The organism is Kitasatospora sp. NPDC056138 (assembly GCF_042264695.1).
In the GTDB taxonomy this organism is placed as follows: domain Bacteria; phylum Actinomycetota; class Actinomycetes; order Streptomycetales; family Streptomycetaceae; genus Kitasatospora.
Genome location: NZ_JBHJVK010000021.1, coordinates 88900 through 114597 on the forward strand (window position 1 = coordinate 88900; position 25698 = coordinate 114597).

At 73.7% G+C, this 25698-nt stretch carries 22 protein-coding genes; 3 read left to right on the forward strand and 19 right to left on the reverse strand.

Annotation, left to right across the window (positions count from 1 at the left end; all coding sequences use genetic code 11):
- Window positions 1–17: 17 nt before the first annotated feature.
- The 6 genes from ACFC1R_RS15885 to ACFC1R_RS15910 all read right to left on the reverse strand — a co-directional run bounded on the left by ACFC1R_RS15885 (window position 18) and on the right by ACFC1R_RS15910 (window position 8350).
- Window positions 18–2405: a collagenase gene (locus ACFC1R_RS15885; RefSeq protein WP_375938808.1), complete on the reverse strand. Its 2388-nt coding sequence runs from the start codon at window positions 2403–2405 to the stop codon at window positions 18–20.
- A 125-nt stretch (window positions 2406–2530) separates the two neighbouring features.
- Window positions 2531–3535 (reverse strand): ABC transporter ATP-binding protein, encoded by a 1005-nt coding sequence (locus ACFC1R_RS15890; RefSeq protein ID WP_375938810.1) that lies wholly within the window; start codon window positions 3533–3535, stop codon window positions 2531–2533.
- Window positions 3535–4512: an ABC transporter ATP-binding protein gene (locus tag ACFC1R_RS15895; protein ID WP_375938812.1), complete on the reverse strand. Its 978-nt coding sequence runs from the start codon at window positions 4510–4512 to the stop codon at window positions 3535–3537. Before ACFC1R_RS15895 ends, ACFC1R_RS15890 begins: the two co-directional genes overlap by 1 nt.
- Complete coding sequence (locus ACFC1R_RS15900) at window positions 4509–5498, reverse strand: ABC transporter permease (RefSeq protein WP_375938814.1); 990 nt, start codon at window positions 5496–5498, stop codon at window positions 4509–4511. The genes ACFC1R_RS15895 and ACFC1R_RS15900 overlap by 4 nt, the downstream gene beginning before the upstream one ends.
- A complete protein-coding gene (locus ACFC1R_RS15905; protein ID WP_375938816.1) occupies window positions 5495–6595 on the reverse strand; it encodes an ABC transporter permease in 1101 nt (366 codons plus the stop codon). Before ACFC1R_RS15905 ends, ACFC1R_RS15900 begins: the two co-directional genes overlap by 4 nt.
- Window positions 6596–6610: 15 nt before the next feature.
- Window positions 6611–8350, reverse strand: coding sequence for an ABC transporter substrate-binding protein (locus tag ACFC1R_RS15910; protein WP_375938818.1), 1740 nt, complete (start codon window positions 8348–8350; stop codon window positions 6611–6613).
- Window positions 8351–8586: 236 nt separating this feature from the next.
- Between ACFC1R_RS15910 and ACFC1R_RS15915 the strand changes: the two genes are divergently transcribed.
- Complete coding sequence (locus tag ACFC1R_RS15915; protein ID WP_375938820.1) at window positions 8587–10035, forward strand: aminopeptidase P family protein; 1449 nt, start codon at window positions 8587–8589, stop codon at window positions 10033–10035.
- Between the two features lie 79 nt (window positions 10036–10114).
- Here ACFC1R_RS15915 and ACFC1R_RS15920 read toward each other — a convergent pair whose 3' ends face one another.
- The 3 genes from ACFC1R_RS15920 to ACFC1R_RS15930 form a co-directional block, all read right to left on the reverse strand.
- Window positions 10115–11155 (reverse strand): nitronate monooxygenase, encoded by a 1041-nt coding sequence (locus ACFC1R_RS15920; protein ID WP_375938822.1) that lies wholly within the window; start codon window positions 11153–11155, stop codon window positions 10115–10117.
- Window positions 11156–11296: 141 nt separating this feature from the next.
- Window positions 11297–11929, reverse strand: a complete 633-nt coding sequence (locus tag ACFC1R_RS15925) for a response regulator (protein WP_375938824.1) — start codon at window positions 11927–11929, stop codon at window positions 11297–11299.
- Window positions 11926–13266, reverse strand: a complete 1341-nt coding sequence (locus tag ACFC1R_RS15930) for a sensor histidine kinase (protein WP_375938826.1) — start codon at window positions 13264–13266, stop codon at window positions 11926–11928. Before ACFC1R_RS15930 ends, ACFC1R_RS15925 begins: the two co-directional genes overlap by 4 nt.
- Before the next feature lie 177 nt (window positions 13267–13443).
- Here ACFC1R_RS15930 and ACFC1R_RS15935 point away from each other — a divergent pair, with 177 nt between their 5' ends.
- Window positions 13444–14517 (forward strand): FtsX-like permease family protein, encoded by a 1074-nt coding sequence (locus tag ACFC1R_RS15935; RefSeq protein ID WP_375938828.1) that lies wholly within the window; start codon window positions 13444–13446, stop codon window positions 14515–14517.
- Window positions 14518–14650: 133 nt separating this feature from the next.
- The gene (locus ACFC1R_RS15940; RefSeq protein WP_375938830.1) at window positions 14651–15346 is read left to right on the forward strand and encodes an ABC transporter ATP-binding protein; all 696 of its coding nucleotides are present in this window, start codon (window positions 14651–14653) and stop codon (window positions 15344–15346) included.
- 7 nt (window positions 15347–15353) lie between these two features.
- Here the strand turns inward: ACFC1R_RS15940 and ACFC1R_RS15945 are convergent, their stop codons facing one another.
- The 10 genes from ACFC1R_RS15945 to ACFC1R_RS15990 all read right to left on the reverse strand — a co-directional run bounded on the left by ACFC1R_RS15945 (window position 15354) and on the right by ACFC1R_RS15990 (window position 25568).
- On the reverse strand, window positions 15354–15962 hold the full coding sequence (locus tag ACFC1R_RS15945) for a Uma2 family endonuclease (protein WP_375938832.1): 609 nt from the start codon (window positions 15960–15962) through the stop codon (window positions 15354–15356).
- An 88-nt stretch (window positions 15963–16050) separates the two neighbouring features.
- On the reverse strand, window positions 16051–16761 hold the full coding sequence (locus ACFC1R_RS15950) for a GntR family transcriptional regulator (protein ID WP_375938834.1): 711 nt from the start codon (window positions 16759–16761) through the stop codon (window positions 16051–16053).
- A gap of 45 nt (window positions 16762–16806) precedes the next feature.
- Complete coding sequence (locus tag ACFC1R_RS15955; RefSeq protein WP_375938836.1) at window positions 16807–17739, reverse strand: ornithine cyclodeaminase family protein; 933 nt, start codon at window positions 17737–17739, stop codon at window positions 16807–16809.
- Window positions 17736–18794 (reverse strand): proline racemase family protein, encoded by a 1059-nt coding sequence (locus ACFC1R_RS15960; protein ID WP_375938838.1) that lies wholly within the window; start codon window positions 18792–18794, stop codon window positions 17736–17738. Before ACFC1R_RS15960 ends, ACFC1R_RS15955 begins: the two co-directional genes overlap by 4 nt.
- The gene (locus ACFC1R_RS15965; RefSeq protein WP_375938840.1) at window positions 18791–20170 is read right to left on the reverse strand and encodes an aldehyde dehydrogenase family protein; all 1380 of its coding nucleotides are present in this window, start codon (window positions 20168–20170) and stop codon (window positions 18791–18793) included. Before ACFC1R_RS15965 ends, ACFC1R_RS15960 begins: the two co-directional genes overlap by 4 nt.
- Before the next feature lie 134 nt (window positions 20171–20304).
- The gene (locus tag ACFC1R_RS15970; protein ID WP_375938842.1) at window positions 20305–21309 is read right to left on the reverse strand and encodes a proline racemase family protein; all 1005 of its coding nucleotides are present in this window, start codon (window positions 21307–21309) and stop codon (window positions 20305–20307) included.
- Between the two features lie 34 nt (window positions 21310–21343).
- On the reverse strand, window positions 21344–22207 hold the full coding sequence (locus ACFC1R_RS15975) for a dihydrodipicolinate synthase family protein (RefSeq protein ID WP_375938859.1): 864 nt from the start codon (window positions 22205–22207) through the stop codon (window positions 21344–21346).
- Window positions 22208–22428: 221 nt separating this feature from the next.
- Window positions 22429–23883, reverse strand: coding sequence for an NAD(P)/FAD-dependent oxidoreductase (locus ACFC1R_RS15980; RefSeq protein WP_375938844.1), 1455 nt, complete (start codon window positions 23881–23883; stop codon window positions 22429–22431).
- Window positions 23864–24178, reverse strand: a complete 315-nt coding sequence (locus ACFC1R_RS15985; RefSeq protein WP_375938846.1) for a (2Fe-2S)-binding protein — start codon at window positions 24176–24178, stop codon at window positions 23864–23866. The genes ACFC1R_RS15980 and ACFC1R_RS15985 overlap by 20 nt, the downstream gene beginning before the upstream one ends.
- Before the next feature lie 46 nt (window positions 24179–24224).
- Entirely contained in the window at window positions 24225–25568 is a 1344-nt protein-coding gene (locus ACFC1R_RS15990; RefSeq protein WP_375938848.1) for an NAD(P)/FAD-dependent oxidoreductase, read from the reverse strand.
- Window positions 25569–25698: the final 130 nt, after the last annotated feature.

Consider the following 25698-nt stretch of genomic DNA (forward strand, 5'->3'; position numbering starts at 1 on the left):
CCCGACCGGGGGATCGGTCACCGGCGGAGCGGACCCTCGCAGGTGTAGTCGGCGGTCCCGGCCCGTCCGTTGCTCCAGGGCTCGACCTTGCCGAAGTAGCAGTTCATGTCGTCCAGGTTGTTGGCGACGCCCTTCGTCCGCTGGAGGATGAAGTAGTCGACCGTGTCGGACATGTCCTTGAACACCCGGTCCGGGTTGCCGGAGTCGGAGAGGTTGGCGGTGATCCGGCCGGTGCAGACGAAGCGCATCGGCTTGTTGTTCCAGTCCCCGTTGTCCTTGCAACTGGGCGTCGCGGAGGTCGCCCTGGCGAAGGCCCGCTGCACCTCGGACGGCAGGGCGTACCTCAGCGAGCCGTTGGCGGTGAAGGAGGTGCTGGGGACGTAGAGGTTGGCCAGGTTCTTGATCTGGGCGTCCAGGAAGGCGCTGTACTCGGCGTTCAGCGCGGCGTCGTTCGAGACCTTGTCCCGCCACCCCTCGAAGCCCGCCGGGTCGTCGGCCCGCTGGTAGCCGTACATCTCGCGGATCAGCGAGGGGTGCTTCTGCCAGAGGAACTCGAAGAACGTCCCGGCGTAGTTGTAGAAGTGGAACGCCGGGGTGTCGTCGTACTTGGCGTGGATGAGCTCCTTGACGGTCATCCGGGGGATGCCCGCCGCCTCGTCCTGGGCCAGCTTGGCGACCAGCGACTTGCGTACCAGGATGCCCTGGTCCCGGGTGGAGCCGTCGAAGAACTCGGCCGTTCCCTCGTCCATCGCGGTGGTCATGTCGTCGTGGTACCAGCGCTCGTCGCCGAAGTAACCGGGCACCGCCCAGCGGCCGTTGAGGTAGTGGGTGTACTCGTGCCGGAACAGCTCCTCCAGGGTGAGGGTGGAGTCCTGCGGCACCCGGCGCTGGTACGTGTAGAAGGTGGCGCCGTTCTCGATGTAGATGCCGCCGTTGTTGGTGCTCATGCCGGTGAGCAGCGGGTGGTAGACCTCGTAGTCGGCGCGCGAGGCGTAGAGGTGGATGTGCAGCGTGGAGTTGACGTCGCCGGCGAGCGGGACGTCGGTGCCCAGGACGCGGAAGTACTGGGTCTTCACCTGCTTGCTGGCGTAGTACATCTGGTCGACGGTGGCCTTGTCGAGGGCGGTGTGCACCTCGATCGCGCCGTTGTCGTACCGGTAGGTGTTCGGGAAGAGCCGGGCCTCGATCTGGTCGGTGCAGACGTCGAACCGGGCGCACACGCCGTAGGTGTTGGCCCAGCCGACCACCTTGACCCACGGGTCGGAGAACTCGCCGAAGGTGGACTTGGTGAGGTCGAGCAGCGCGCCGAGGTCGGCGGTGACCGCGGACTTGAGCGGGGCTATCTGGCCGAAGCGGCCGTACTCGGCGACGGCGTCGCGGGCCAGCCAGGCGTTGGCGGTGCCCTTGAGGTATCCGGCGCTCGCGAAGGAGCGGAACACCGCGCGGTAGTCGGCGTCGGCGGCGACGGCCGCCGTGAAGGGCTGGTCCTGGTTGTAGATGCCCAGGTAGTTGACGTTCAGTGCGGAGAGCGCGGCGCCGCCCCAGGCGCTGCTGCCGGCCAGCGCGGTGCCGGGGCCGAAGACGCCCAGGATCCGCTTCACCAGGCCGAGGTTGCCCTGGCGCAGGCCGGTGCTGCCGGCCACGATGCCCAGCTCGCGCATGGTGTGGCCGGCCACGTCGCCGGCGTCGAAGGCGTGCGGGCCCGCGGTGTAGGCGGTGATCGCCTGCTGGATGGCGGCTGCGGTCCGGGCGTCGGTGACGTCGATCTCGGTGTGGGTCCAGTCGTGGTAGACCACGGCGTGCAGGAAGGTCCACATTTCGTACAGGTGCGCCGAGTCACTGCCGTCGTCGGTGGCGGCCGCCGCGGTGATCCGGTCGGCGACGGCCTGGACGTGGGCCTTGTCCATGGTGGTGGCGAAGCGGGCGTCCCAGGTCCACAGGATGCCGTTGAGACAGCCGTCGGCACTGACCGCCGGGTCGCCGAGGAAGTCCACCAGCTGCGCTGGGCCGAGGCCGGTCAGGCCGTCCACGGTGCAGGGCACCCCGGCCGCGGTACGGGCCACGGCGGCGCGCGGGGCGGGGGTGAGGTCGGCGGCGGTGGGGGCCGGACGGCCGACCTGGGCGGGCAGCGCGCCGGGGATCCTCGCCGGGCCGAGCGAACCGCCGCCGGGGGCGGGGGCGGCCGTGCCGGTCTTGGCCACGGCGGTACCGAGGTGGTCCACGTCGTCGTACGCGGTGGGGTCGGGCACCCGGGCGGTCCGCGGTGCCGCGGCCGTGGGAGCGGCCGCGGTACGGGTGGCGGACGCCGGGGTGAGGGCCTGTGCGGTCTGGACGGCCGGCAGCGTGAGGGAGGCTGCTACGGCCGCGGCGAGCAGAACCCGGCGGGTGGCGTGGGTGGTTGGCACCTGTGCTCCTGTGGGGGTGGAGGACGTGGGGGGGTGGAGCTGCGCTCCGGTGCGCCGTCGGGCACACCCGGGGCCGTACCGCCGCCCGGCGGCGGCGGTACGGCGGCGGGAGGGTCCGGCGGGGGTCAGACCTCGGGGAAGTGGCAGGCCGCCTGGCGGGTGCCGTCGGGTGCGGTGAGCCGCAGCAGCGGCGGCTCGCTCCGGCAGAGCTCCCGCGCCTTGGGGCAGCGCGGGTGGAAGGTGCAGCCGCTCGGCGGGTCCGCGGGGCTGGGCGGGTCGCCGAGCAGGACGATCCGCTCGCGGGCCCGCTCGGCGGCCGGTTCGGGCAGCGGCACGGCGGAGAGCAGCGCTCTGGTGTACGGGTGGGCGGGGTTGCCGTACACCTGGTGCCGCTCGCCGATCTCGACGATCCGGCCGAGGTACATCACCGCGACCCGGTGACTGATGTGCCTGACCACGGCCAGGTCGTGCGCGATGAAGACGTACGCCACGCCGAGTTCGCGCTGCAGCCGTTCCAGCAGGCCGACGATCTGGGCCTGGATGGAGACGTCGAGCGCGGACACCGGCTCGTCGGCGACGACCAGTTCGGGCCGGGTGGCCAGTGCGCGGGCGATGCCGATCCGCTGGGCCTGGCCGCCGGAGAACTGGTGCGGATAGCGGTCCAGGTGCTCGGGCGCGAGGCCCACCAGGCCGACCAGGTCGCGGACCTCCCGGCGGATGGCCTGCGCCGACTCCCCCTGTGCCCGCAGTGGTGCGGCGATGATCTGCCGGACGGTCTGCCGGGGGTTCAGCGAGGCGAACGGGTCCTGGAAGATCATCTGCAACTTGCTGCGCAGCGGCCGCAGTTCGCGCTGCCCGGTGCGGGTGATGTCCCGCCCCCGGAAGGCGACCCGGCCGGCCGTCGGGTCGAGCAGCCGGACCAGCATGCGCCCGGTGGTGGACTTCCCACAACCCGATTCGCCGACCAGTCCGAGCGTCTCGCCGGGGTGCACGTCGAAGCTGACTCCGTCCACGGCCCGGACGCCGGCTCGCCGGCGCAGCGAGCCGCGTGGAACGGGGAAGGTCATGCCGAGGTCCCTGACCTCCAGCAGGGCCTCTGGCGGCCCGGGGTGGGACGGGGCAGTGCTCATCAGGTCGTCACCTCGTCGAGTGCGCAGGCGTTGTGGTGGCCCTCGGCGACGACGCGCAAGCGCGGCCGGTCCGCCGTGCACAGCGGCGACCTGCGTTCGGCGTACACCGCGCAGCGGGGGTGGAAGGCGCAGCCGGGCGGTGGGGCGAGCGGGGAGGGCGGGCTGCCGGGGATGGCGCGCAGCGGCTCCCCCTCGGGCGCGTCCAGCCGGGGCAGCGAGTCGAGCAGGCCGCGGGTGTAGGGGTGCCGGGGCGCGGTGAACAGCCGGTCGGCGGGGGCCTGTTCGGCTGCCGAGCCGCCGTACATCACCAGTACCTCGTCGGCGATCCGGGCGATCACGCCCAGGTCGTGGGTGATCAGGACCAGACCGAGCCCGCGCGCCTGCTGCTGTCCGGCCAGCAGGTCGAGCACCTGGGCCTGGACGGTGACGTCGAGGGCGGTGGTCGGCTCGTCGGCGATGATCAGGTCGGGTTCGCAGGAGAGCGCGAGTGCGATCATCGCCCGCTGGCGCATGCCGCCGGAGAACTGGTGCGGGTGTTCCCGCGCCCGGCGGGCCGGGTCGGGGATCCCGACGTCGCCCAGTACCTCCACCGCGCGGGCCCGGGCGGCCTTCCGGCTGCCGCCGTGGTGCTCGCGGTACGCCTCGGCGATCTGGTCGCCGATGGTGAAGTACGGGTGCAGTGCGGTGAGCGCGTCCTGGAAGACCATGGCGATCCGCCGTCCGCGCAGCCTGCGCACGCTCTCCTCGGGCGCGCCGATCAGTTCGGTGCCGTCGAAGCGGACGGAACCGGTGACCGTGGCACCCCGGTGCAGTCCCATCACGGCCAGCGAGGTGACGGACTTGCCCGACCCGGACTCCCCGACGATCCCGAGCGTCCGCCCCCGTTCGACGGTGAGGTCGACGCCCCGCACCACCCGTACCGGGCCCTCGGCGGTGTCGAACTCCACTGCCAGGTCCCTGACTTCCAGAAGACTCACGTCAGCCTCGCCCTCGGGTCGATCCAGGCGTAGACGAGGTCCACGACCAGGTTGGAGGTCACGATGAAGAAGGAGGCGAGCAGCGTGATCCCCATGATCACCGGCTGGTCGGCCTTGTTGAGCGAGTCCGCGAAGAGCTTGCCGACCCCGGGGAGGCTGAACAGCGACTCGGTGATCAGCGCTCCGGCCAGCAGTCCGCCGAGGTCCATGCCGAGCATGGTCGCGACCGGTGTGAGCGCGGGTCGCAGCCCGTGCCGGCCGACCACCCGCCGCTCCCGCAGCCCCTTGGCCCTGGCGGTCCTGACGTACGGCTCGGCCATCGTCTCGATCACCGAGTTCCTGGTCATCCGGGCGTAGATGGCGGCGAACGTCAGCGCCAGCGTGATCCACGGCAGGATCAGGTTGCGGATCCAGCCCACCGGGTCCTCGCCGAACGCGATGTACCGGGGGTAGGGCATCAGCCCGAGCACGGTGACCACCACGTACAGCAGGAGCATCGCCGTGAAGTACACCGGCAGCGCGGCGATTCCGATGGTGGCGACCATCACCGTCCGGTCCACCCAGGTGTTGCGGCGCAGTGCGGAGAGCAGGCCCGCCGAGAGGCCGAGCAGCAGCCAGAGCACGGCCGCGCCGAGGGCGAGCGAGGCGCTGGCCGGCAGCCGGTCGAGCATCAGGTTCCAGACCGGCTGCCCGCTCTGGAAGGAGTAACCGAAGCACGGGAACCCGCAGTGCACGGCGTACTGACCGCTGCCGAGCGTCTGCCCGGCGAAGATCCCGAGCACGTACCGGCCGAACTGGACGGCCAACGGGTCGTCCAGCCCCATCTGCTGACGGACCATCACGATCCGGTCGGCCGAGCAGTCCTTGCCGCAGAACTGCGCGGCCGGGTCGCTGGGCAGCAGGTAGAAGACGGCGAAGGTGAGCGCGCAGATCACCAGCAGGGTGCCGGCGATGCCGAGCAGGCGCCGCAGCAGGAAGCCCGTCATGCCGCCCCGCCCTTCGGGTCGAGGGCGTCGCGCAGTGCGTCGCCGAGCAGGGTGAAGGCGAGCACGATCAGGAACAGGCAGGCGCTGGGGAGGACGAAGAACATCGGGTCGGCCTTGTAGTAGAGCACCGAGTCCGAGATCATCTGGCCCCAACTCGGCGTCGGCGGGCGGACTCCCACCCCGAGGAAGGTGAGCGCCGCCTCCGTCCCGATCAGGCCGGGGATGGCCAGCGTGACGTACACGACGATGGTGCCGGTGAGGTTGGGCAGGATCTCGGTGAGCAGGATCCGGCTGCTGGAGGTGCCGCAGGCGCGGGCCGCCTCGACGTACTCGCGGTGTCTGAGCGAGAGCGTCTGGCCGCGGACCACCCGGGCGATGTACGGCCAGCCGAAGGCGCCCAGCACCCCGATCAGCAGCAGGACGCGGTTGACGTCGCGGGCCACCGAGAGCAGCGCGATCATGAAGATCAGGCTGGGGAAGGACATCATCACGTCCATGAACCGGCTGATCACGGTGTCGGTCCGGCCGCCGAAGTACCCGGCGGTGGCACCGAGCGCGACGCCGATCAGGGTGATCAGCAGCGCGGCACTGAGGGCCACCAGCAGGCTGATCCGGGCGCCGTAGAGCAGCCGGGCGAAGATGTCGCGGCCGAGCATCGGTTCGACGCCGAGCCAGTGCTGCGGGCTCATGCCGCCGAGGGAGCCCCTGGGGAGGCCGCCGAGGTAGGAGTCGACCGCCCGCTTGTCGGTGTCGGCGGGGCCGTGGCCGCTGATCGCGGTGAGGACGGGGGCGAGCAGCGCCGCCAGGACGAAGAAGACGATGATGCCGAGTCCGGCCAGCGCGACCTTGCGGCGGCGCAGCCGCTGCCAGGCCAGGCGCGCGGGCGAGGCGGGGGCCTCGGCCGCTGCGGCGTCGGTGCCTGCGGCGTCGGTGGCCGTGGCCGTGGCTTCGGCAGCCGTGGCTTCGGTGACTGCGACTGCGGCAGCCGCTGTCCGGGCCGCTGCGGCGTCGGCGCCTGCGGCGCCGGTGGCCGTGGCTTCGGCGGCTGCGGCCGGGTGGCCGGCGGAGCGGCCGCGTGGCGTGGGCGGAGCGTTCATGGCGTCGGCTCCTGACTACTTGACGGACTTCAGGCCGATGACGGCGTAGTCGAGCTGCCCGGACCAGACGGGATGGGCGAACGCCCCGGCGATGTTGGAGCCGACCAGTACCGGCTTCTTCTGCCAGACCAGCGGGACGGCGGGCGACTTGTCCATGATCTTCGCGTCCAGGGCGAGCCAGGCCTGGTCCGCCTGCTTCAGGTCGGTGAGGGTGGCGATCCGGTCGAGTTCGGCGTTGACCCCGGGGTCGTCGAAGCGGGTGATGTCGCCCTGGTTGCCCTTGTCCTTGATGGTCCGCCCGTCGAAGATCATCGGCAGGAAGGTGGCGGCCGACGGGCAGTCGGGGCACCAGCCGCCGATCGACAGGCCGGGCTGCTTGTCCTTGTCGCCGACGATCGAGGCGACGGCGGTCGGGTCCACGGTGGTGATGGTGACGTTGATGCCGAGCTTCTTCAGGGCCGCCTGGATCGCCTCGGCCTGCTGCCGGCCGCCGGTGGAGGTGAGCAGCTCGGTCGAGAAGCCGTTGCCGAACCCGGCCTCGGTGAGCAGCGACTTGGCCTTCGCCTGGTCCCCGGCGGGCGGGATCCTGAAGTGGTCCACCGGTGTCCCCCCGGTCAGCGCCGGGGGCAGGTAGGTGGTGGCGACGTCGGTGAACGCCGGGCCGCCCATGGTGTCGGCGAAGGCCTCCTTGTCCACCGCGTACTGCATGGCGAGCCGGACCTCGGCGTTGTCGAACGGCGCCTTGGTGGTGTTCATGTCCAGCTTGGTGGTGCACCCGGCGTTCTCGCTGACCAGTCGCTTCTTGACGGCCGGAGCGGTCAGCACGTCACTGATCTTGGCGGGCACCAGGTCGATGTAGGAGACGGCGTCGCGGTCGTCGCCCTGGTCGGCGATCAGCCGGTCGGCGACTCCGGTGCCCTTGAGGGTCTGGTCCACCACGATCCGGTCCGGGTACGCCTTGCGGACCGGGTCGGTCTTCTCGTCCCAGTAGGTGTTGCGGACCAGCACCATGCGCTTGCCCCGGTCGTACGACTCGATCTTGTACGGGCCGGAGGAGACCGGGTGGTTGCTGTAGTTGACGCCGGTCTCCTTCGCCCGGGGGACGGGCGCGAAGGTCGGCAGGGTGACGGTGTAGCCGAACTCGGCGACCGGGCGCTTGAGGTGGAAGACGATGGTCTTGTCGTCGGGCACCTCGATCGCCTCCTTGCCCAGGCGTTCGCCCTTCAGCGGACCCTGGTAGCCGGCCGGGGCGTTGAGGTAGACCCGCGCGTAGTCGGGGCCGCCGGGGAGCTCGGGGGAGAACGAGCGCTCGACGTTGTACTTGATGTCATCGGCGACGATCGGGGTGCCGTCCTCGTACTTGAGGCCGTCCTTGAGGTGGAAGGTCCAGGTCCTGGCGCCGTCGCTGGGGGTGCCGAGGTCGGTGGCGAGGTCCGGTTCGATCTTCAGGCCCTCGGCTCCGGGCGCCGCCTTGAAGGTGGTGAGCGTGCGGTAGAGCATCCGCACGCCGACGTCCATGACCGGCATGGTCCAGTTACGGGCGGGGTCGAGCTGGTCGAAGTCCACGTTGGACAGGACGTCGAGCGTCCCGCCCCTGACCGGCGTACCGCCGATGATGCCGTCGCCCTCGGTGGTGACGCCCTGTCGGCCCTCGTCCGCTCCACCACCGGTGCCGGTACTGCTGCACGCCCCGAGGCCGAGGGTGAGTGCCGCCGCGATCGCCGCCGCGAGGGCGGTATGGGTACGCCTGGTCATGTGCAACTCCGCAGTGGGGGGCCGTCGTTGCGGCCTGATTGACCCCGGCGGCTGGTCCGGGGCCACCCTCGGAGGCGACCGTTGGGTCTGGCAGCTCCGGGATGTGACCCGTAACATAGTAATGTGAAATTGCACAGGCAAGAGGCTGTTCGGCCCGTTACCGAGCCGTGTCCTGACTGTCTGTCAACTCATCGTCCGTGCAGGCCAATCTCCGCAGTTCAGAAGGGATCGCCGCGGTGACCACCGACCAACGGCCCAACACCGGCAGCCACGACCTCCCCGTCACCCCCGCCCTCGACGCCTTCATGGGCACCGGCTGGGCCGCGACACCGCTCCCCGCCGACCGGAGAGCGGCCGGACACCACCTCACCCCGGGCCGCCGCGCCCGGCTCGCCGCCGCCTTCCCCGGTGAGCGACTGATCGTCCCCGCAGGGCAGTTGAAGGTGCGCAGCAACGACTGCGACTACCGCTTCCGCCCGCACAGCGCCTACGCCTGGCTCACCGGCCTGACCGGCGAGGACCAGGTCGGGCACGTCCTGGTCCTCGAAGCCGACGGCGAGGCCGTGCTCTACCTGCGCCCGCGCTCCCCGCGCGGCGGCCCCGGCCCGTACGGCACCGAGTTCTACCGCGACCGCCGCTACGGGGAGTTCTGGGTCGGCCGCCGCCCCGACCTGGCCGAGGCCGAGCAGCTCACCGGCATCCGCACCGCCCACCTGGACGACCTCGCCAAGCTGCTGGCGGACGGACGGCCGAGGACCCGCCTGCTCGCCGGGGTCGATCCGCAGCTGGACACGGCCCTCGGCCGTCCCGCGGGCCCCGAGGACGCCGCGCTCGCGGCCACCCTCTCCGAACTGCGCCTGGTCAAGGACCAGTGGGAGGTCCAGCAGCTCCAGCTCTCCGTCGACCACACCACCAGCGGCTTCGAGGACGTCGTCCGCGCCCTGCCCACCGCCCTGCGCCACGGCCGGGGCGAGCGGTGGCTGGAAGGAACGTTCAACCTGCGCGCCCGCGCCGAGGGCAACGGCACCGGCTACGACACCATCGTCGCCTCCGGCGCCCACGCCTGCGTCCTGCACTGGATCCGCAACGACGGCCCGCTGGACCCCACCCGGCTGCTGCTCCTGGACGCGGGTGTGGAGACCGACACCCTCTACACCGCCGACATCACCCGCACCCTCCCGCTCGGCGGCACCTTCTCCCCCGTCCAACGGGACGTCTACCAACTGGTCCTGGCCGCCCAGGACGCCGCCATCGCCACCCTCCGGCCCGGCGCCAGCTTCCGCGACTTCCACCGAGCCGGCATGCGGGTGATCGCCGAGGGGCTGGCCGAGTGGGGCGTCCTGCGGGTGTCCGCCGAGGAGGCCCTGCACGAGGACTCCGGCCTCTACCGCCGCTACACCCTCTGCAGCAGCGGCCACATGCTCGGCCTGGACGTCCACGACTGCGCGAAGGCCCGGGCCGAGACCTACCTCGACGGCGTCCTGGAGGAGGGCATGGTCCTCACCGTCGAACCCGGCCTCTACCTCCAGCCGGACGACGAAACCCTCCCGCTCGAACTGCGCGGCATCGGCGTCCGCATCGAGGACGACCTGGTGATCACCGCCGACGGCGCCCGCCTGATGTCCGGCGCCCTGCCCCGCACAGTGCCCGCCATCGAGGACTGGATGGGCAGCCTGCTCGCCTGACAACCGCCGGCCCCGGGCCGACCGGTACGGCCGGCCGGGGTGCCGCGGGCGACGGTGCCCCGGCCGTCCCGCGCGCGGGCTACCGCGCGCCCGCCGCCCGCGCCGCCGCCCACAGCTCCCGGGTGATCTGCGCCGCCGGACCGCTGCGGGCCAGGGCGTGGGCGGTACCGGCCCACAGGTGCATCCCGTCGAGGTCGGCACGGGCGGTGGCCGCGGCCCGCAACGGAAGCGTCAGGTGGTGGACCTCGGGATAGGCGGCCGGCGCGTACGGCTCGTGGCGGTCGATGAAGGCGTTGCGCAGACCGCGCGCCGGACGGCCGGTGAAGGCCCTGGTCACGACGGTCTCGGCGAAGCGCTCGTCCACCAGCGCCGCCCGGTACGCGGCGCCCGCACCGGACTCGTCGCTGCGCAGGAACGCCGTCCCCAGCTGCACCGCCACCGCACCGGCCGCCAGGGCGGCGGCGATCGCCGCGCCGTCGCCCAGCCCGCCGGCCGCGATCAGCCGCAGCCCGGTCTCGCTGCCCACCTGTGCCAGCAGTTCGAGCAGCGGCGTCTCCCCCGGCCGGGCGTCCGCCCGGTGGGTGGCCCGGTGACCGCCGGCCTCCGGGCCCTGCACGGCCAGCACGTCCAGGCCCGACTCGGCGGCCGCACGGGCTTCTTCGACCGAGGTCACGGTACCGACCTGGACGCTCCCCACCGCCCGCAGGGCCGCCGCCTCCGCCGCGCCCGGGAGCCCGAAGGTGTACGAGACCACCGGAACCGGGTCGGCCAGCAGGGCCTCGATCTTGGCGTCCCAGTCGTCCCGGTCGGGCGCGATCCGCTCGGGCAGCTCGACACCGAACCGCTCGGCCTCCGGGCGCAGCCGCTCCCGGTACGCCGCCACGGCCACCGGGTCGGACGGCCCGGCCGGCACGAACAGGTTCATCCCGAACGGACTGTCGCTCAACTCCCTCACCCGGCGCACCTGCTCGGCCATCGCCCCGGCCGTCAGGTACCCCGCCGCCAGGAATCCCAGCCCGCCGGCTCCGGCCACTGCCGCCACCAGCTCGGGCGTCGACGCCCCACCCGCCATCGGCGCAGCCACCACCGGAACCGCAAGCCGTCCCCACACAGTCGCCACCGCCACCGTCTCCCTCGCCCGACACGCGTGCCACCTCACCCTACGCGCGGCCCGCCCCGCCCCGAGTGGTCCCCGCACCGAACCGCCCGGGCCGCCCTCGACCGGCCGGACGGACCGGGCGGACCAGGCGGACCGGACGGATCAGGCCGGACGGATCAGGCCGCTCGACAGCCCCGCTGCGACGGCACTCGTACGGCTGTCGACCCCCAACTTGTCGTAGATGTGCACCAGATGAGTCTTGACCGTGGCCTCGCTGATGAACAGGCGCTTGGAGATCTGCCGGTTGGCCAGGCCCTCGGCGAGGAGCTGGAGGATCTCCGCCTCGCGCGGGGAGAGGGTCGGACGGCCGGCCCGGACCCGGCCGAGCAGCCGGGCGGCGACCGGCGGGGCGAGGACGGTCTCACCCCGCGCGGCCGCGTGGACGGCTACCGCCACCTCCTCCGGCGGGGCGTCCTTGAGCAGGTAGCCGGTGGCCCCGGCCTCGACGGCGGCGAGGATGTCGGCATCGGTGCTGTAGGTGGTCAGGATGAGGACGGCCGGCGGGTCGGGCAGCGCGGTGATCCGCCGGGTCGCCTCGACGCCGTGCATGCCGCTGCCCATCTGGAGGTCCATCAGCACCACGTCGGGACGGACCTCCAGGGACTCCAGCAGCCGCAGCGCCTCCGCCCCCTCGGCCGCCTCGCCCACGGCGGTCACCCCGGGCAGGTCGTCCACCATCGCGCGCAGCCCGCGCCGGACCACCGGGTGGTCGTCCACCAGCAGGACCCGGATCACCTCGTCACCTCCGCCCGCACGCCGCCCCGGTCGTCCCGCACGCTGCCCCGCACGCCGTCCCGGTCGTCCCGCACGCTGCCCCGGTCGCCGTACAGATCTCCCCGCGCGCCGTCCATGCCGCTCAGCACGCTCTCCGCCGTCCCGATCGCCTGCAGCGGCAGCGCGACGGCGACGGCGGTGCCCTCCCCCGGCGCCGACTCCACCGTCAGACTGCCGCCGAGCGCGGCGATCCGCTCGCGCATGCCGTGCAGGCCGAAGGTGGGCCGTCCGGCGTCGGGCCGGGAGTGCGGGTCGAAGCCGACCCCGTCGTCGAAGACGTCCAGGGTCACCTCGTCGTCGAGGTAGCTGAGGGTCACGGCGATCCGTCCCGCCGCCGCGTGCCGGACCGCGTTCGCCAGCGCCTCCTGGGTGAGCCGGAGCAGCGCCACCTCGGCCTCGACCGGCAGCGGGTACGGATCGCCGTCGAGGCGGAGTTCGGCGCCCGCGCCACCGGCCAGGCGGCGCAGCGCCTCGGTGAGGGTGGCGTCGTCGAGCGCGGGCGGGGTGAGCGCCTGCACGAAGCGGCGGGCCTCGGTGAGGTTGGCGGAGGCGGTCCGCCCGACCTCGCCGATCCGCTCGGCCGCGGTCGCGGTGTCACCGGGCAGCGCCGACTCCGCCGAGCGGGCCAGCAGCACGATGCTGGACAGGCCCTGCGCCAGCGTGTCGTGGATCTCCCTGGCCAGGCGCTGCCGTTCGGCGAGGCGCCCGGCCTCGCGCTGGCTGGCGGCGAGCTCGTCCCGGGCCCGGACCAGGTCGTCGATCAGCCGCTGCCGCTCCCGGCTCTCCCGGTAGAGCGCGGCGTACCCGTACGCGGTGAGCAGCGCGACGGCCACGCCGGCCAGCGGTCCGAGCACCTTGGCGGTGGTCAGCCCGCCGGCCGTGGTCGCCTGGGCCGCGATCACGATCCCGGTGAGCGCGGCGACGGCCGCCAGGGCCCAGCGAACGGGCATCAGGTGCAGGCAGACGAAGTACAGCGGGAACGCGAGGTAGCAGAACTCGGGGTGCAGCAGGGTGAGCACCACCCAGAGCAGCAGGACGGCGGCCGTCCAGGCGCCCGCCCACCACCGGGTCCGCCGCACCCGCTCGGCGACCCCGCCGGCGGCGTACACGGCGGCCAGCAGGACGGCGGTGGCCAGTCCCCACGTGCCGAGGCCCCCGGTGAACACGCCCCGGGCGGCCAGGACACCCAGAAGGGTGAAGAACAGCCCGTGCAGGGCGAGGTTCGTCAGCCGCAGGGCCGGGGTGTTGGCAGCATGGCCGGGCCCCTCCGGTGCTGGTGGCGGTGCGTCTTGGGTCACGCCTCCCGAGGGTACGGGGTGGGCCCGGGCGGCCCGTCCGCCGCGGCATCAACCGTTCGATGTATTTCGGGGTGCACCGCCCGCAGGGGGCGAGTCCCGTTCCTCTCCCCGATGCACCGGGCGGGTCCGCGCCGACAAGGTGGAGGCGTACTCACCCCCCAGCCCGGGAAGGTCCCCGTGTTCGTCGCACTGCGTGACATCCGCTTCGCCAAGGGCCGCTTCGCCTTGATGGGCGCGGTGGTGACCCTGATAACCACTCTGGTCGTCTTCCTCTACGGCCTGACCGGCGGGCTGGCCTCCGCGGCGTCCTCGGCCGTCGCCGGGCTCCCGGCCGACCGGATCGTGTTCGGTGCCCCGGCCGGTGCCGCGCCGACGGTGTCGTTCAGCAACAGCACCGTCTCGCCCGCCCAGGCCGCCGCCTTCGCGAGCGCACCCGGGGTGGTGTCGGCGCGGCCGCTCGGGCTGTCGATGACCCGGCTGACGACGAGCGCGGCGGCCGCCACGGTGAGCGTGCTGGGGGCGGACGCCGGGCTGCTGCCGCCGCTGAAGTCCGGCACGGCCCCGGCGGACGGCCAGCTGGCGGTGGGCAGCGAGACCGCGGCGCTCTACCACCTGGTGCTCGGCGGGCAGGTGCAGGTCGGCCCGGAGAAGCTGACCGTCTCGGCGATCACCGAGCAGCGCTCGTACTCGCACGCGCCGACGGTCTGGACCACCGTGCCCACCTGGGAGCGGCTGAGCGGCCAGAGCCGGCCGATCGCACTCGCCCTCAGCACCTCCTCCGGCGCCGATCCCGGCTCGCTGGACAGCGCCCAGGGGACGAAGACGGTGACGGTCGCCGACTCGCTGACCGGCATCAACGGCTTCGACGCCGAGCAGGGCAGCCTGCAGATGATCCAGGGCTTCCTGTTCGTGGTGAGCGCCCTGGTGGTCGGGGCGTTCTTCACGGTGTGGACGGTGCAGCGCAAGCCGGACATCGCCGTGCTCAAGGCGGTCGGCGCGAGCAGTGGCTACCTGGTGCGGGACGCGCTGGCGCAGGCGGCGGCGGTCCTGGTCGGCGGAGCGCTGCTGGGCGGGTCGGCCGGTGCGGTGGGCGGGGTGTTCGCCTCCGAGTCGGTGCCGTTCGACGTGAGCGTGCCGGGTGTGGCCGTGCCGGTGACGGTGATGGTGCTGCTCGGTCTGGTCGGTGCGGTGCTGGCGGTCCGCCGGATCACCGCCGTCGACCCGCTGGCCGCGCTCGGCGCCAACCGCTGAACCCGACCACCCGACCGACTGCCCGACCGGCTGCCCGGCTGCCCGGCTGCCCGGCTGCCCGGCAGCTCGTCCGTCCGCCAGACCGCCCGCCCAACCGCCAGACCGTCCGCCCGACCCACCTGGAGTGACCCTGATGACGCTCTCCGCCGTCCAGACCCGTACCGGCCTCGCGCTGCGCGAGGTGACCCTGACCTACCCCGACGGCGAGAGCCGGCTGACCGCGCTGGACCGGGTCACCCTGGAGGTCGCCCCGGGCGAGTTCACGGCCGTCGCCGGGCCCTCCGGCTCGGGCAAGTCCAGCCTGCTGGCGGTGGCGGCGACCCTGCTGCGCCCGGACAGCGGGCAGGTCCTGCTGGACGGCCAGGACGCGGGCGCACTGGCCGAGCGCGCCCGGACGGCGCTGCGCCGCGAGCGGCTGGGGATCGTCTTCCAGCAGTCCAACCTGCTGGCCTCGCTGACGGCGGTCGAACAACTGCTGGTCCTGGAGTCGGTCCGCGGCGGCCGCCCCGCGGCGGCCCGGCAGCGCGCCGAGGACCTGCTCGCCTCGGTCGGCCTGGACGGGGCCAAGCAGCAGCGCCGCCCGCACCAGCTCTCCGGCGGCGAGCGCCAGCGCGTCAACATCGCCCGCGCCCTGTTCGGTAGCCCCTCGGTGCTGCTGGTGGACGAGCCGACCTCGGCCCTCGACCACGAACGCGGCAGCCAGATCGTCGACCTGCTGGCCGAGATCACCCGCACCCACCGGACGGCGACCGTCATGGTCACCCACGACCGCGACCTGCTGGGCCGCGTCGACCGGGTGCTGGAGATGCAGGACGGCCGGCTGCGCTGAGCGGCGGCTACTTCTCGGGACCGAGGACGCTGTCCACGAACAGCGTCACCTCGGCGCCGATCGACTCCGGCAGCTCGAACGACTGGCCCGGGTGATGTACGGCACGGACTCGGTACTCGCCGTCGCGCGGGTCGGTGAGCACCATCACCCTGCGGTTCTTCCGGTCCGCGATCAGACACACCGGGACCCCGGCTCCGGCGTACGCGGCAGGCTTCTTCTTGAGATCGTCGCTCAGATTCGAGGAGGTGACCTCCAGAACCAGCCGGAAGATCGCGGGATCGTAGCAGTTGAACTCGACGAGATGGTCACGGAAATCCGCATCGACCACGGCAAGATCCGGGATCGCGTAGTCGGACGGACCCTCCGGCAGCCACAGCCCGACAGCCTGGAGCACCTTTGTCCGCTCGCCGTGGAGGCCTGCGGCCAGGAACGGGATCATGACATCGGTAAGAGCACTCGCATGAGAGCCACTGGCGGGCGGCGACACGGTGATCTCACTCCCGATGATCTCGACCCGATGCCCGGGAAACCGGTCGAGGATCGCGTCAGCGAGTTCGAGCAGCGTCGGCTCTGACGAGTGCGCTTCGTAGGGGTGCTCAACTGCTGCGGCGGACATGGATTCTCCCGGCTGCCGATGTCAAGTGCCATCATCGTAGAGCGCCGTCCGCCGACCGGCCCGAGGGCCGAGGACTCACCCGGACGGGTCAGCGCGTGCCGAGCCGGAGGGCCGGGCGCTGCTCGGCGGCCTCCGCCTGGCCGGCCGCCCAGAGCGAGCGGACGTGACCGAGGTGGTCGGCCATGCACTGCTCGGCGCCCTCGGCATCGCCGGAGATCATCAGGTCCAGGAGCTCCAGGTGCTCCTCGGCGGAGGAGACCAGCTCGCCGCGCTGGTCCAGCCGGGTCAGGCCGTAGAGGCGGGAGCGCTTGCGCAGGTCGCCGACGACCTCGACCAGCCGGGCGTTGCCGGCCAGGCCGAGCAGGTCGAGGTGGAAGCGGCGGTCGGCCTCCAGGTAGCCGATCAGGTCGTGCTCGCGGGCGGCCGCGACGATGGCCTCGGCCTCGGGCCGCAGGGCCTCCAGCTGTTCGGCGGTGGCGGTGCGGGTGACCCGGCCGACGGTGGGGACCTCGATCAGGGCGCGGATCTCGGTGAAGTCGTCCAGGTCGCCCTCGGTCAGCTCGGTGACCCGGAAGCCCTTGTTGCGGACGGCCTCCACCAGACCCTCGCGGGCGAGGTCCAGCATCGCCTCGCGCACCGGCGTCGCGGAGACGCCGAAGTCGGCGGCCAGCGCGGGAGCCGAGTAGACGACGCCGGGGCGCAGCTCACCGGAGATCAGTGCGGCCCGCAGGGCATGGGCGACCTGGTCGCGCAGCCGCTCCTGGACCGAGATGAGCGCGCGGGGCTTGAGGTCGGCCATGGTGTTCCTCCGGTGGTTTGCAGGAAACCATTGTACAATGTCACGTTACGTTGATCCTGGGACGCTCCCCCGCGCCAGGTGGGCCTCGTACTGCGCCGCCGCCACCGCGAGGTCCTGCCAGGCCATCCCCACGCCCTTGAAGAACCGTGGCCGGTCACCGGGCACAACTGCCGTGCCGTTCACCAGTTCTGACAGGTTAGCAAGTGGCTCGCCGGCCGTGACGGCCCCGGCGGCGAGCGGGATCACCAGATCGCCCGCCTCGCGCAGCGCGACGGCCCGCGCCTCCACGTAGCGCGCCGAGCGGACCACCAGGGCGGTGTCCACCTCCCTCGCGTCGGGCCGGTGCGAGCCGACGGCCGCGACCGCCGCGTGCGCAGGCACCAGGCGCCCGTCGAAGAGCGGACTGTGCGCGGTGGTGCAGCAGACCACCAGGTCGGCGTCGGCCACCGCCTCCGGGGTCCCGACCCGGGCGGTGAGGCCGAGCATCCGGGCGTGCGCGGCCAGCGCCTCGGCGGGGGCGGCGCTGCGGGCGACGACGGTGACCCCGGTCAGCGGGCGGACGGCGCGCAGCGCTTCCAGGTGCCCGTACGCCTGTGGCCCGGCGCCGAACAGCACCAGGTGTCCGGCCTCGGGCGCCGCGAGCCGTCGCATGGCCAGCGCGGTGACGGCGGGTGTGCGCAGGGCGGTGAGGGCGGCGCCGTCGAGCAGCGCGAGCGGTTGCAGGGTGGGACCGTCCAGCAGGAGGTAGCTGCCGGTGATCCGGGGCAGGCCGCGCCCGGGGTTGGTGGGGACGACACCGGCGGCCTTCACGCCCGCGTACCGGCCGTCGGCGGCCGGCATCAGCAGCAACTCGCCCGCCGGCAGGGGGACGTGGGCCCTGGGTGGGCAGAGTTCGGGGTTGAGCCCGCCGAGCAGGGCGTCCGCCAGGGCGGCGACGGCCTGCGCGGGCGTCAGGTCGAGCGGGAGCGTCGGGGTCACAGCAGGAAGCCCGTTCCGAGCGTGTCGTCCTCGTCGAGCAGGAAGCGGTGCTCGCCGGTGCGGTGGGTGGCGCCGGTGATCTCGGTGAGTACGCCGTCGCGGTGCGCACCGACCAGGCGGCCGGTGAAGACGGTGCCGATGACGGACTCGTGCCGCAGTTCCTCGCCGGCCGCCAGCCCGCCGTCGGCGGCGAGCAGGGCGAGCCGGGCGGAACTGCCGGAGCCGCACGGGGAACGGTCGACCTGGCCGTCGGCGAAGACGGTGACACTGCGCTGGTTCCGGCCCGCCGGGCCGTCGGGCAGTTCCTGGTACAGGGTCACCCCGTAGACGCCGGACAGCCGGGGGTCGACAGGGTGGCGGGCGGCGGGCTCCGCGGCGAGCGCGGCGCGGATCTCCCGCCCGGCCGCGGTGAGTTCGGGCAGTTGCGCGGCGACGACGTCGAGCCCGAGGTCGGCGGCGCGGACGGAGGCGTAGCAGGCGCCCGCGTGCACCAGGTCGACCGCGACCCGCCCGCGCGAGGTGGCCACCGGCAGCCCGCGGGCGGTGATCCGGGCCGGGACGTTGCGGAACGACACCGCGGTGGTCCGGCCGCCGCTGCGGTGGACGGCCGCGGTGACCCGGCCGGACGGGACGTCGATCCGGACCAGGGCGGTGCCGTCCTCGGGTGCGGCGACCAGTCCGCAGTCCACGGCCCAGGCGCCGAGCGCGATGGTCCCGTGGCCGCAGGCCGTCGAGTAGCCGTCCTTGTGCCAGAAGAGCACGCCGAGCTGGGCCCCGTCGTCGTCGGGCGGGACGAGGAAGCCCCCGTACATCCCGGCGTGGCCGCGCGGTTCACGGCTGAGCAGCTGCCGGATGCGCTCCAGTGCGCTCGGCCGCGGCGAGGTCGCACTGCCGCCCGCGCCGATCGCCACCGCCCGCCGCTCGGCGACCGAGTCCCCGGGGACGGGCGGCAGTCCGGCGCGGACGATCCGGAACGGCTCCCCGGCCGTGTGGTAGTCGACCGCCTCGACGACCACACGGCCGCCCGGCGGCGCCTGCCCGGCCGGGGCGCTCACCGCGCCGCCCCGGCCGGCAGCAATGTGACCGTACGGCTGGCGGTGAAGAAGTCCAGCACCGCCTGCCCCTGCTCCCGCGCTCCGTGGCTCGCCGACTTCGTGCCGCCGAACGGCAGGTGGAAGTCGACACCGCTGGACGGTGCGTTGACCCGGATCATGCCGGCGTCCAGCCGGTCGGCGGCGGCCAGGGCGGCGTCCAGGTCCCGGGTGTGCACCGAGGTGGCCAGGCTGTGCCGGGTGCCGTTGGCCAGCGCGACCGCCTCGTCCAGGTCGGCGGCGGGCAGCAGGACGGCCACCGGCCCGAAGAACTCCTCGGCCAGCAGCGGGTGTTCGGCCGGAACTCCGGCGAGCAGGGTCGGTTCGACGAACCAGCCGGGGCGGTCCACCCGAGCGCCGCCGGTCAGCACCTCGGCCCCGGCCGCCCGGGCGGAGTCGATCGCGCCGGTCAGCCTGGCCAGCGCGGCCTCGCTGATCACCGGCCCGCAGACCGTCGCCGGATCGCCCGGATCACCGGCCGGGGTGGCGCCCAGCGCCTTGACCAGGGCCTCGGCCAGCGGCTCGTACGCGGTGCCGACGGCGATCACCCGGCTGGTGGCGGTGCACTTCTGGCCCGCGTAGCCGGCGATGGCGGCGGCGAGGTGGGCAGCAGCCTGACCGAGGTCCGCGTCGGGCAGGACGACGGCCGCGTTCAGACCGCCCATCTCCGCCTGGACGGGGATGCCACGCCCGGTGGCGGCCGCGACCACGGCCTGCCCGACCGCGGTCGACCCGGTGAAGGAGACCACATCGGCCGCCGCGACCAGCGCACCGCCCTCCGCCGCGCCGCCGGGCACGACCGTCAGCACGCTCTCCGGCAGGCCGGCCAGTTCCGCCAGGCGCAGCGCGCAGGCCGTGCCCTCCGGTGCGGGCTTGAGCACCACCGTGTTGCCGACGGCCAGCGCGGGCGCGGCCTTCCAGGTGGGAATGGCCAGCGGGAAGTTCCACGGGGTGATCAGCCCGGCCACCCCGTACGGACGGCGCCGGGTGAGCAACAGCCCCTCCCCGGCCGCCGGTTCGTGCGCGGCGCCCGAAGGCGCGTACGGGGCCTGGGCGTAGTAGCGCCAGATCGCGGCGGTCCTGGCGACCTCGCCCCTGGCCTCGGCGAGCGGCTTGCCGACCTCCCGGACGATCAGCGCGGCCAGCTCGTCGGCGTGCGCCTCGACCGCCCCGGCGGCATGGGTGAGGGCGGCCGACCGCGCGGCCGACCCGGCGGCCCGCCACGCGGGCTGGGCCGCGCGCGCCCGCTCGACGGCGGCGGCGGCGCCGGCCGCCCCCACCGTCTCGACGCGGACCACCAGGTCGCCCGGATCAGCGGGGTTGTGGGAACTGACTGTCACAACAGAGCCTTCCACTAGTACTGGAGGTCGCCCCTCGGGGCGCGGGGGACCGCACACCGCCCCGGCCGGCCGCCCGTCACCCGCGGCCCGATCGTCTGCCCGGCCGCGGGGCGGCCCGTGGCCCCCAAGGGAGTTCAGAGCAGGAACCCCGCCGGAAACGGGTCGCTCGGATCGAGGAAGTACTGCGCGGTGCCGGTGATCCAGGCCCGCCCCGTGACGGTCGGGACGACGGCGGGACGGCCCGCCACCTCGGTCTCCTCGACCAGGCGTCCGGTGAAGCGGGTGCCGATGAAGGACTCGTTGACGAAGTCCCGGCCGAGCGGGAGTTCACCGCGGGCGTGCAGCTGGGCCATCCGCGCCGAGGTGCCGGTGCCGCACGGCGAGCGGTCGAACCACCCGGGGTGGATGGCCATCGCGTGCCGTGAGCGCTCGGCATTCGAACCGGGCGCGAGCAACTGCACGTGGTGGCAGCCGTGGATCCCCGGGTCCTCGGGGTGCACCGGCCGGTCGTCGCCCGCGTTGACGGCGGCCATCACCGCGAGCCCGGCGTCCAGGATCTCCTGCTTGCGGGCCCGCTCGAACGGCAGCCCGAGCTCGGCGAGCGGCAGGATGGCGTAGAAGTTGCCACCGTACGCGAGGTCGTACGCCACCGTGCCGTAGCCGGGCACGTCCACCTTCCGCCCCAGCGCCACCGAGAACGACGGGACGTTGCGGATGGTGACCGCCGTCGCGACCCCGTCCCGCACCTGGACCTCGGCCTCCACCAAGCCGGCCGGGGTGTCGAGGCGGACGGTGGTGACCGGCTCCACCACCGGCACCATTCCCGTCTCGACCAGCACGGTGGCCACCCCGATGGTGCCGTGCCCGCACATCGGCAGCAGCCCCGAGACCTCGATGTAGAGCACCCCGAAGTCGGCGTCCGGCCGGGTGGGCGGCTGCAGGATCGCGCCGCTCATCGCGGCGTGGCCGCGCGGCTCGTACATCAGCAGGGTCCGGAAGTGGTCCAGGTGCTGCTGGAAGTGGATCCGGCGTTCGGCCATGGTGGCGCCGGGGATGGTGCCGAACCCACCGGTGATCACCCGGGTCGGCATGCCCTCGGTGTGCGAGTCGACGGCATGGAAGACGTGGCGGCTGCGCATTCGGTGCTCCCTTCACATCACGGCTGACGGCGCGTCAGTTCAGGCCCTCGGCGACGGCCTTCTCGGTCGCGGCCCGGACGGCCGCCTCGATCTCCGGCGCCAGCGGCAGGCGCGGCGGACGGGTGCGGCCGCCGGGGCGTCCGACGATGTCCATGGACAGCTTGATGGCCTGGACGAACTCGGTCCTGGAGTCCCAGCGCAGCAGCGGGTGCAGTGCCCGGTAGAGCGGCAGGGCGGCCGCCAGGTCACCGGCGACGGCGGCCCGGAACAGTCGGGCGCTCGCCTGCGGCAGCGCGTTCGGGTAGCCGGCGATCCAGCCGACGGCACCGGCCAGCGCCAGCTCCAGCAGCACGTCGTCGGCGCCGATCAGCAGGTCCAGGCCGGGCGCCAGCTCGGCGATCTCGTACGCCCGGCGGACGTCGCCGCTGAACTCCTTGACCGCCACGATCGAGCCCTCGCCGTGCAGCCGGGCGAGCAGTTCGGGGACCAGGTCCACCTTGGTGTCGTACGGGTTGTTGTAGGCCACGACCGGCACACCGACCCGCGCCACCTCGGCGTAGTGGGCGCGCACGGCGTCCGCTTCGGCACGGAAGGCGTTCGGCGGCAGCAGCAGGACCGAACCCGCGCCGGCCTCGGCGGCCTGCTCGGCCCAGCGGCACGACTCGGCACTGCCGTACGCGGCAACGCCGGGCATCACCCGCGAGCCGTCGCCCGCCGCCTCGACGGCGGTGGTGACCACACGGGCGCGCTCCTGGTCGGTGAGGGTCTGGTACTCGCCGAGCGATCCGTTGGGGACGACACCGTCGCAGCCGGAGTCGATCAGCCAGCGGACGTGCTCGGCGTAGGCGTCGTAGTCGACGGAGAGGTCTTCGCGCAGCGGCAGGGCGGTGGCGACCATGATGCCGCGCCAGGGACGGGCGGGCTCGTGCAGTGCGAGAGACACGGGGCAACAGCTCCCTAGTAGTGAGGTGTGACATTTTATATGCGGCCCAAGTTGGTCACAAGGGCTTTCGTGCAGGCGGTCGGGGCCTCGGGGACGAGGACCTGCGCGCGTCGGCCGTGCACGGCGGCATCGAGCGCCCCGCCCGCCGGCTCCCGGCCGGACGGGGCACCCGGGGCTCAGGACGGTTCGAGGCCGGCCAGCTGCGAGAGCGGCACCGGACAGGCCAGCGGACGGCTGTCCGCCCGAGCCGGACCGCCCCCCGACAGACAGGCCACCGCGGGTCCGCACATCCGGCCCTGGCACCAGCCCATCCCGGCCCTGGTGAGCAGCTTGACGGTACGGGCGTCCGTCGCACCGAGCTCCGTCACCGCCTCCCGGATCCGCGCGGCCGGCACCTCCTCGCAGCGGCACACCTCGGTGTCGGGGCGCAGCCACTGCGGCCAGCCGGGACCCGGCCGGTGCGCGGCCGCCATCAGCTCGGCGAACGCCCGCCGGCGCCGCCGGAAGGCCCGCAGTGCGGCCGGCACCGGTCGGCCGGCGATCACCATCGCCGCCGACTCTCCCTCGGCGACGGCCAGATCGGCACCTCCGACGCCGCAGGTCTCACCGGCCGCCCACAGTCCGGGCAGGCTGGTCCGCAGTCCGTCGTCCACGGCCAGCGCGACCGTGCCGTCGGGGGCCGGGCGGGTCCTGGCACCGAGCTCGGTGGCCAGCTCGATCTGCGGCACCAGGCCGTGTCCGACCGCCAGCGCGTCGCAGGCGATCCGCCGCGCGGTGCCGGGGACCGGGCGCCAGTCGCGGTCCAGCCGGGCCACCGTCACGGCCGTCACCCGGTCGGTGCCGTGCGCCTCGACCACCGCGCTGCCACGCCGCAGCCGTACGCCGTGCCGGAGCAGGGTCACACCGTGCCCGGCGCCCTCGACCAGCTTCGCCGGGTTGACGGCCAGCGTGGACAGGCCCCGGGCGTAGTGCAGACAGTCGGTCGCCTCGACCACGGCGGGGACGTCGGCCCCGGCGCTCACCAGCGAGGAGGCGGCGGCCAGCAGCAGCGGGCCGCTGCCCGCCACCACGATCCGCCGGCCGGGCAGCACCAGGCCGGACTTCAGCATCGCCTGCGCACCGCCCGCCGTCACCACACCCGGCAGAGTCCAGCCGGGGAAGGGCAGTTGGCGCTCGTAGGCGCCGGTGGCGAGCAGCACCGACCGCGCCCGGACGACCGTGCGCCCGGCGGCTTCGGTCCGCTCCGGCCCGAGGGTGGCGTGCAGTCGCCAGGTCTCGCCGCGCTCCATCGTCCAGATGTGGTGGCCGGTCAGGTAGTCGAGGCGCCCTGCGTCGGTGTGCGCCTTGAGCCGGCCGGCGAGCCGGGTGAAGGCGGCCCAGCCGTGGTGCAGCCGCTCCGGCCGGGCAGCGCCCAGGCCGGGCGCCGGATGCCGGTAGTACTGCCCGCCGGGCCGGGGGCCCGCGTCCACCAGCGCACAGCGCAGCCCCAGCTCGGCGGCGGTCACGGCGGCGGCCAACCCGGCCGGCCCGGCCCCGACCACGGCCAGGTCGTAGACCTCGCCTCCCCCGGCCGGGCCCACCGGCCCGGACGACTGGGGGGACTCGGGCGACTCAGACTGCGAGGTCGGCACGGCCGTGGCCCTCCTGGGTGGTGACGATGTCGCCGGGCCGCGCGGGCAGCAGGCAGGTGCGCTGGTTGGGACGTCCGTTCACGGTGGCCAGACAGTCGAAGCAGACACCGATCCCGCAGAACGCCCCGCGCGGTCGGCCGCCGACCCGAGTGGTCCGCCAGGCCAGGATGCCCTGCGCCCAGAGCACGGCGGCAATGCTCCGGCCCGGGAGCGCGGGAAGCTCCCGACCGTCGAACTCGATGGTGTACGCGGCCGCCGGCTGCGCCCCGACCAACTCGGCAGGGGTCCGGTGCATGCTGCTTCCTCCACTCCTCGACGAGGTTCTCGACGGGCTACCCGAATCAGTCACGCCACTCCCCTTGCCCCGAACCCGAACCCCGCCCGGCCCTGGCGTCCGACCCCGGCCCTCGCCCCGACCGCCGCCCCGAAGCCGTCCCCGGTCCGGCCTCCTGCCCGTGCCCCGGTTCCGGCCCGGGGCCCGAACCCGTTCCCACTCCGGCCCCCTGCCCCGGCCCGCTGTCCGGCACCGCAGCGAAGCGGTCGGCCCGGAACGGGGTCAGGTCCAGCTCCGGCCGCTCGCCGACCAGCTGACGGCTGATCAGCAGCCCGGTGGCGGGCGCCAGTCCGATGCCCGCACCCTCGTGACCGCAGGCGTGGTAGAGACCGGGCAGCCGGGGGTCGGCCCCGATCGCGGGCAGGTGGTCCGGCAGGTACGGACGGAAGCCCCGGTACGCCCGCTGGACGGTGACCCCGGCGAGCACCGGGAACAGCGCGGCGGCCTGGCTCGCGAGCCTCCGCAGCACCTCGACCGAGAGCGTCCGGTCGAACCCGACCCGCTCCCGGCTGGCGCCGATCAGCACCGGCCCGGCCGGCGTCCCCTCGACCACGGCGGAGGTCTGCAGTCCGGCCGATCCGCTGGCGACGTCCGCGACGTAGTCGGCGGCGTACACCTTGTGCCGGACGATCCTCGGCAGCGGCTCGGTGACCAGGACGAAACCGCGCCTGGGCAGCACGGGCAGCGCCACCCCGGCGAGTTCGGCCAGTGCGCCGCCCCAGGTGCCGGCGGCGTTGACGACGGCGGGGGCGCCGATCCGCCCCCGGTCGGTGGTGACACCGAGCACGGATCCGTCGCGGCCGGTACGGACGGCGGTCACCGTCTCGCCCAGGCGCACCTCGGCCCCGGCCAGGCGGGCCGCCCGCAGCAGCCGGGCGGCCGCCAGGGCGGGCTGCACCTGGGCGTCCTGGGGGTAGTGGAAGCCGCCGGCCGACCCGGGAGCCAGGTGCGGCTCCAGCTCGTGCAGGCGGTCACCCGCGATCTCGTCCGCCGTGACTCCGGCAGCCCGCTGCGCGGCGGCGAAGGCGCGCAGCGCGTCCGCCTCGGGCTCGCCCGAGGCGACCACCAGGCCGCCCTTGGGCTCGTACTCGATCGCCTCGCCGAGCCCCTCCCCGGATTCGGCGAGCTCGCGCCAGAGCCGGGTGGAGAGCAGGGCGAGGTCGAGTTCGGGGCCCGGCCCCTTGTCCGAAACCAGCAGGTTGCCCTCGCCGGCGCCGGTGGTGCCGCCCGCGACCGGACCACGGTCGACCACGGCGACGGAGAGTCCGGCCAGCGTGGCGTAGTACGCGCAGGCGGCACCGACGACTCCGGCGCCGACCACCACGACGTCATGGGGGGATCTGGTGAGCACCTCAGTAATATGTCACATGGCTTACGCCTTGCCAAGGGTACGCAAAAACAACAGGCCGCGAACCGGACCCGGCCCGGGACCGGTCACCCCCAGCAGGAAACACGGCGGGGAGAACGGCAGGGAACCAGGA

What these genes read in the sequence shown, in the direction of transcription:
- ACFC1R_RS15890 (WP_375938810.1), bottom strand. Translation starts at nt 3,535, where the DNA reads ATGAGCACTGCCCCGTCCCACCCCGGGCCGCCAGAGGCCCTGCTGGAG.
- ACFC1R_RS15900 (WP_375938814.1), bottom strand. Translation starts at nt 5,498, where the DNA reads ATGACGGGCTTCCTGCTGCGGCGCCTGCTCGGCATCGCCGGCACCCTG.
- ACFC1R_RS15905 (WP_375938816.1), bottom strand. Translation starts at nt 6,595, where the DNA reads ATGAACGCTCCGCCCACGCCACGCGGCCGCTCCGCCGGCCACCCGGCC.
- ACFC1R_RS15910 (WP_375938818.1), bottom strand. Translation starts at nt 8,350, where the DNA reads ATGACCAGGCGTACCCATACCGCCCTCGCGGCGGCGATCGCGGCGGCA.
- ACFC1R_RS15940 (WP_375938830.1), top strand. Translation starts at nt 14,651, where the DNA reads ATGACGCTCTCCGCCGTCCAGACCCGTACCGGCCTCGCGCTGCGCGAG.
- ACFC1R_RS15945 (WP_375938832.1), bottom strand. Translation starts at nt 15,962, where the DNA reads ATGTCCGCCGCAGCAGTTGAGCACCCCTACGAAGCGCACTCGTCAGAG.
- ACFC1R_RS15950 (WP_375938834.1), bottom strand. Translation starts at nt 16,761, where the DNA reads ATGGCCGACCTCAAGCCCCGCGCGCTCATCTCGGTCCAGGAGCGGCTG.
- ACFC1R_RS15970 (WP_375938842.1), bottom strand. Translation starts at nt 21,309, where the DNA reads ATGCGCAGCCGCCACGTCTTCCATGCCGTCGACTCGCACACCGAGGGC.
- ACFC1R_RS15975 (WP_375938859.1), bottom strand. Translation starts at nt 22,207, where the DNA reads ATGGTCGCCACCGCCCTGCCGCTGCGCGAAGACCTCTCCGTCGACTAC.
- ACFC1R_RS15985 (WP_375938846.1), bottom strand. Translation starts at nt 24,178, where the DNA reads ATGCACCGGACCCCTGCCGAGTTGGTCGGGGCGCAGCCGGCGGCCGCG.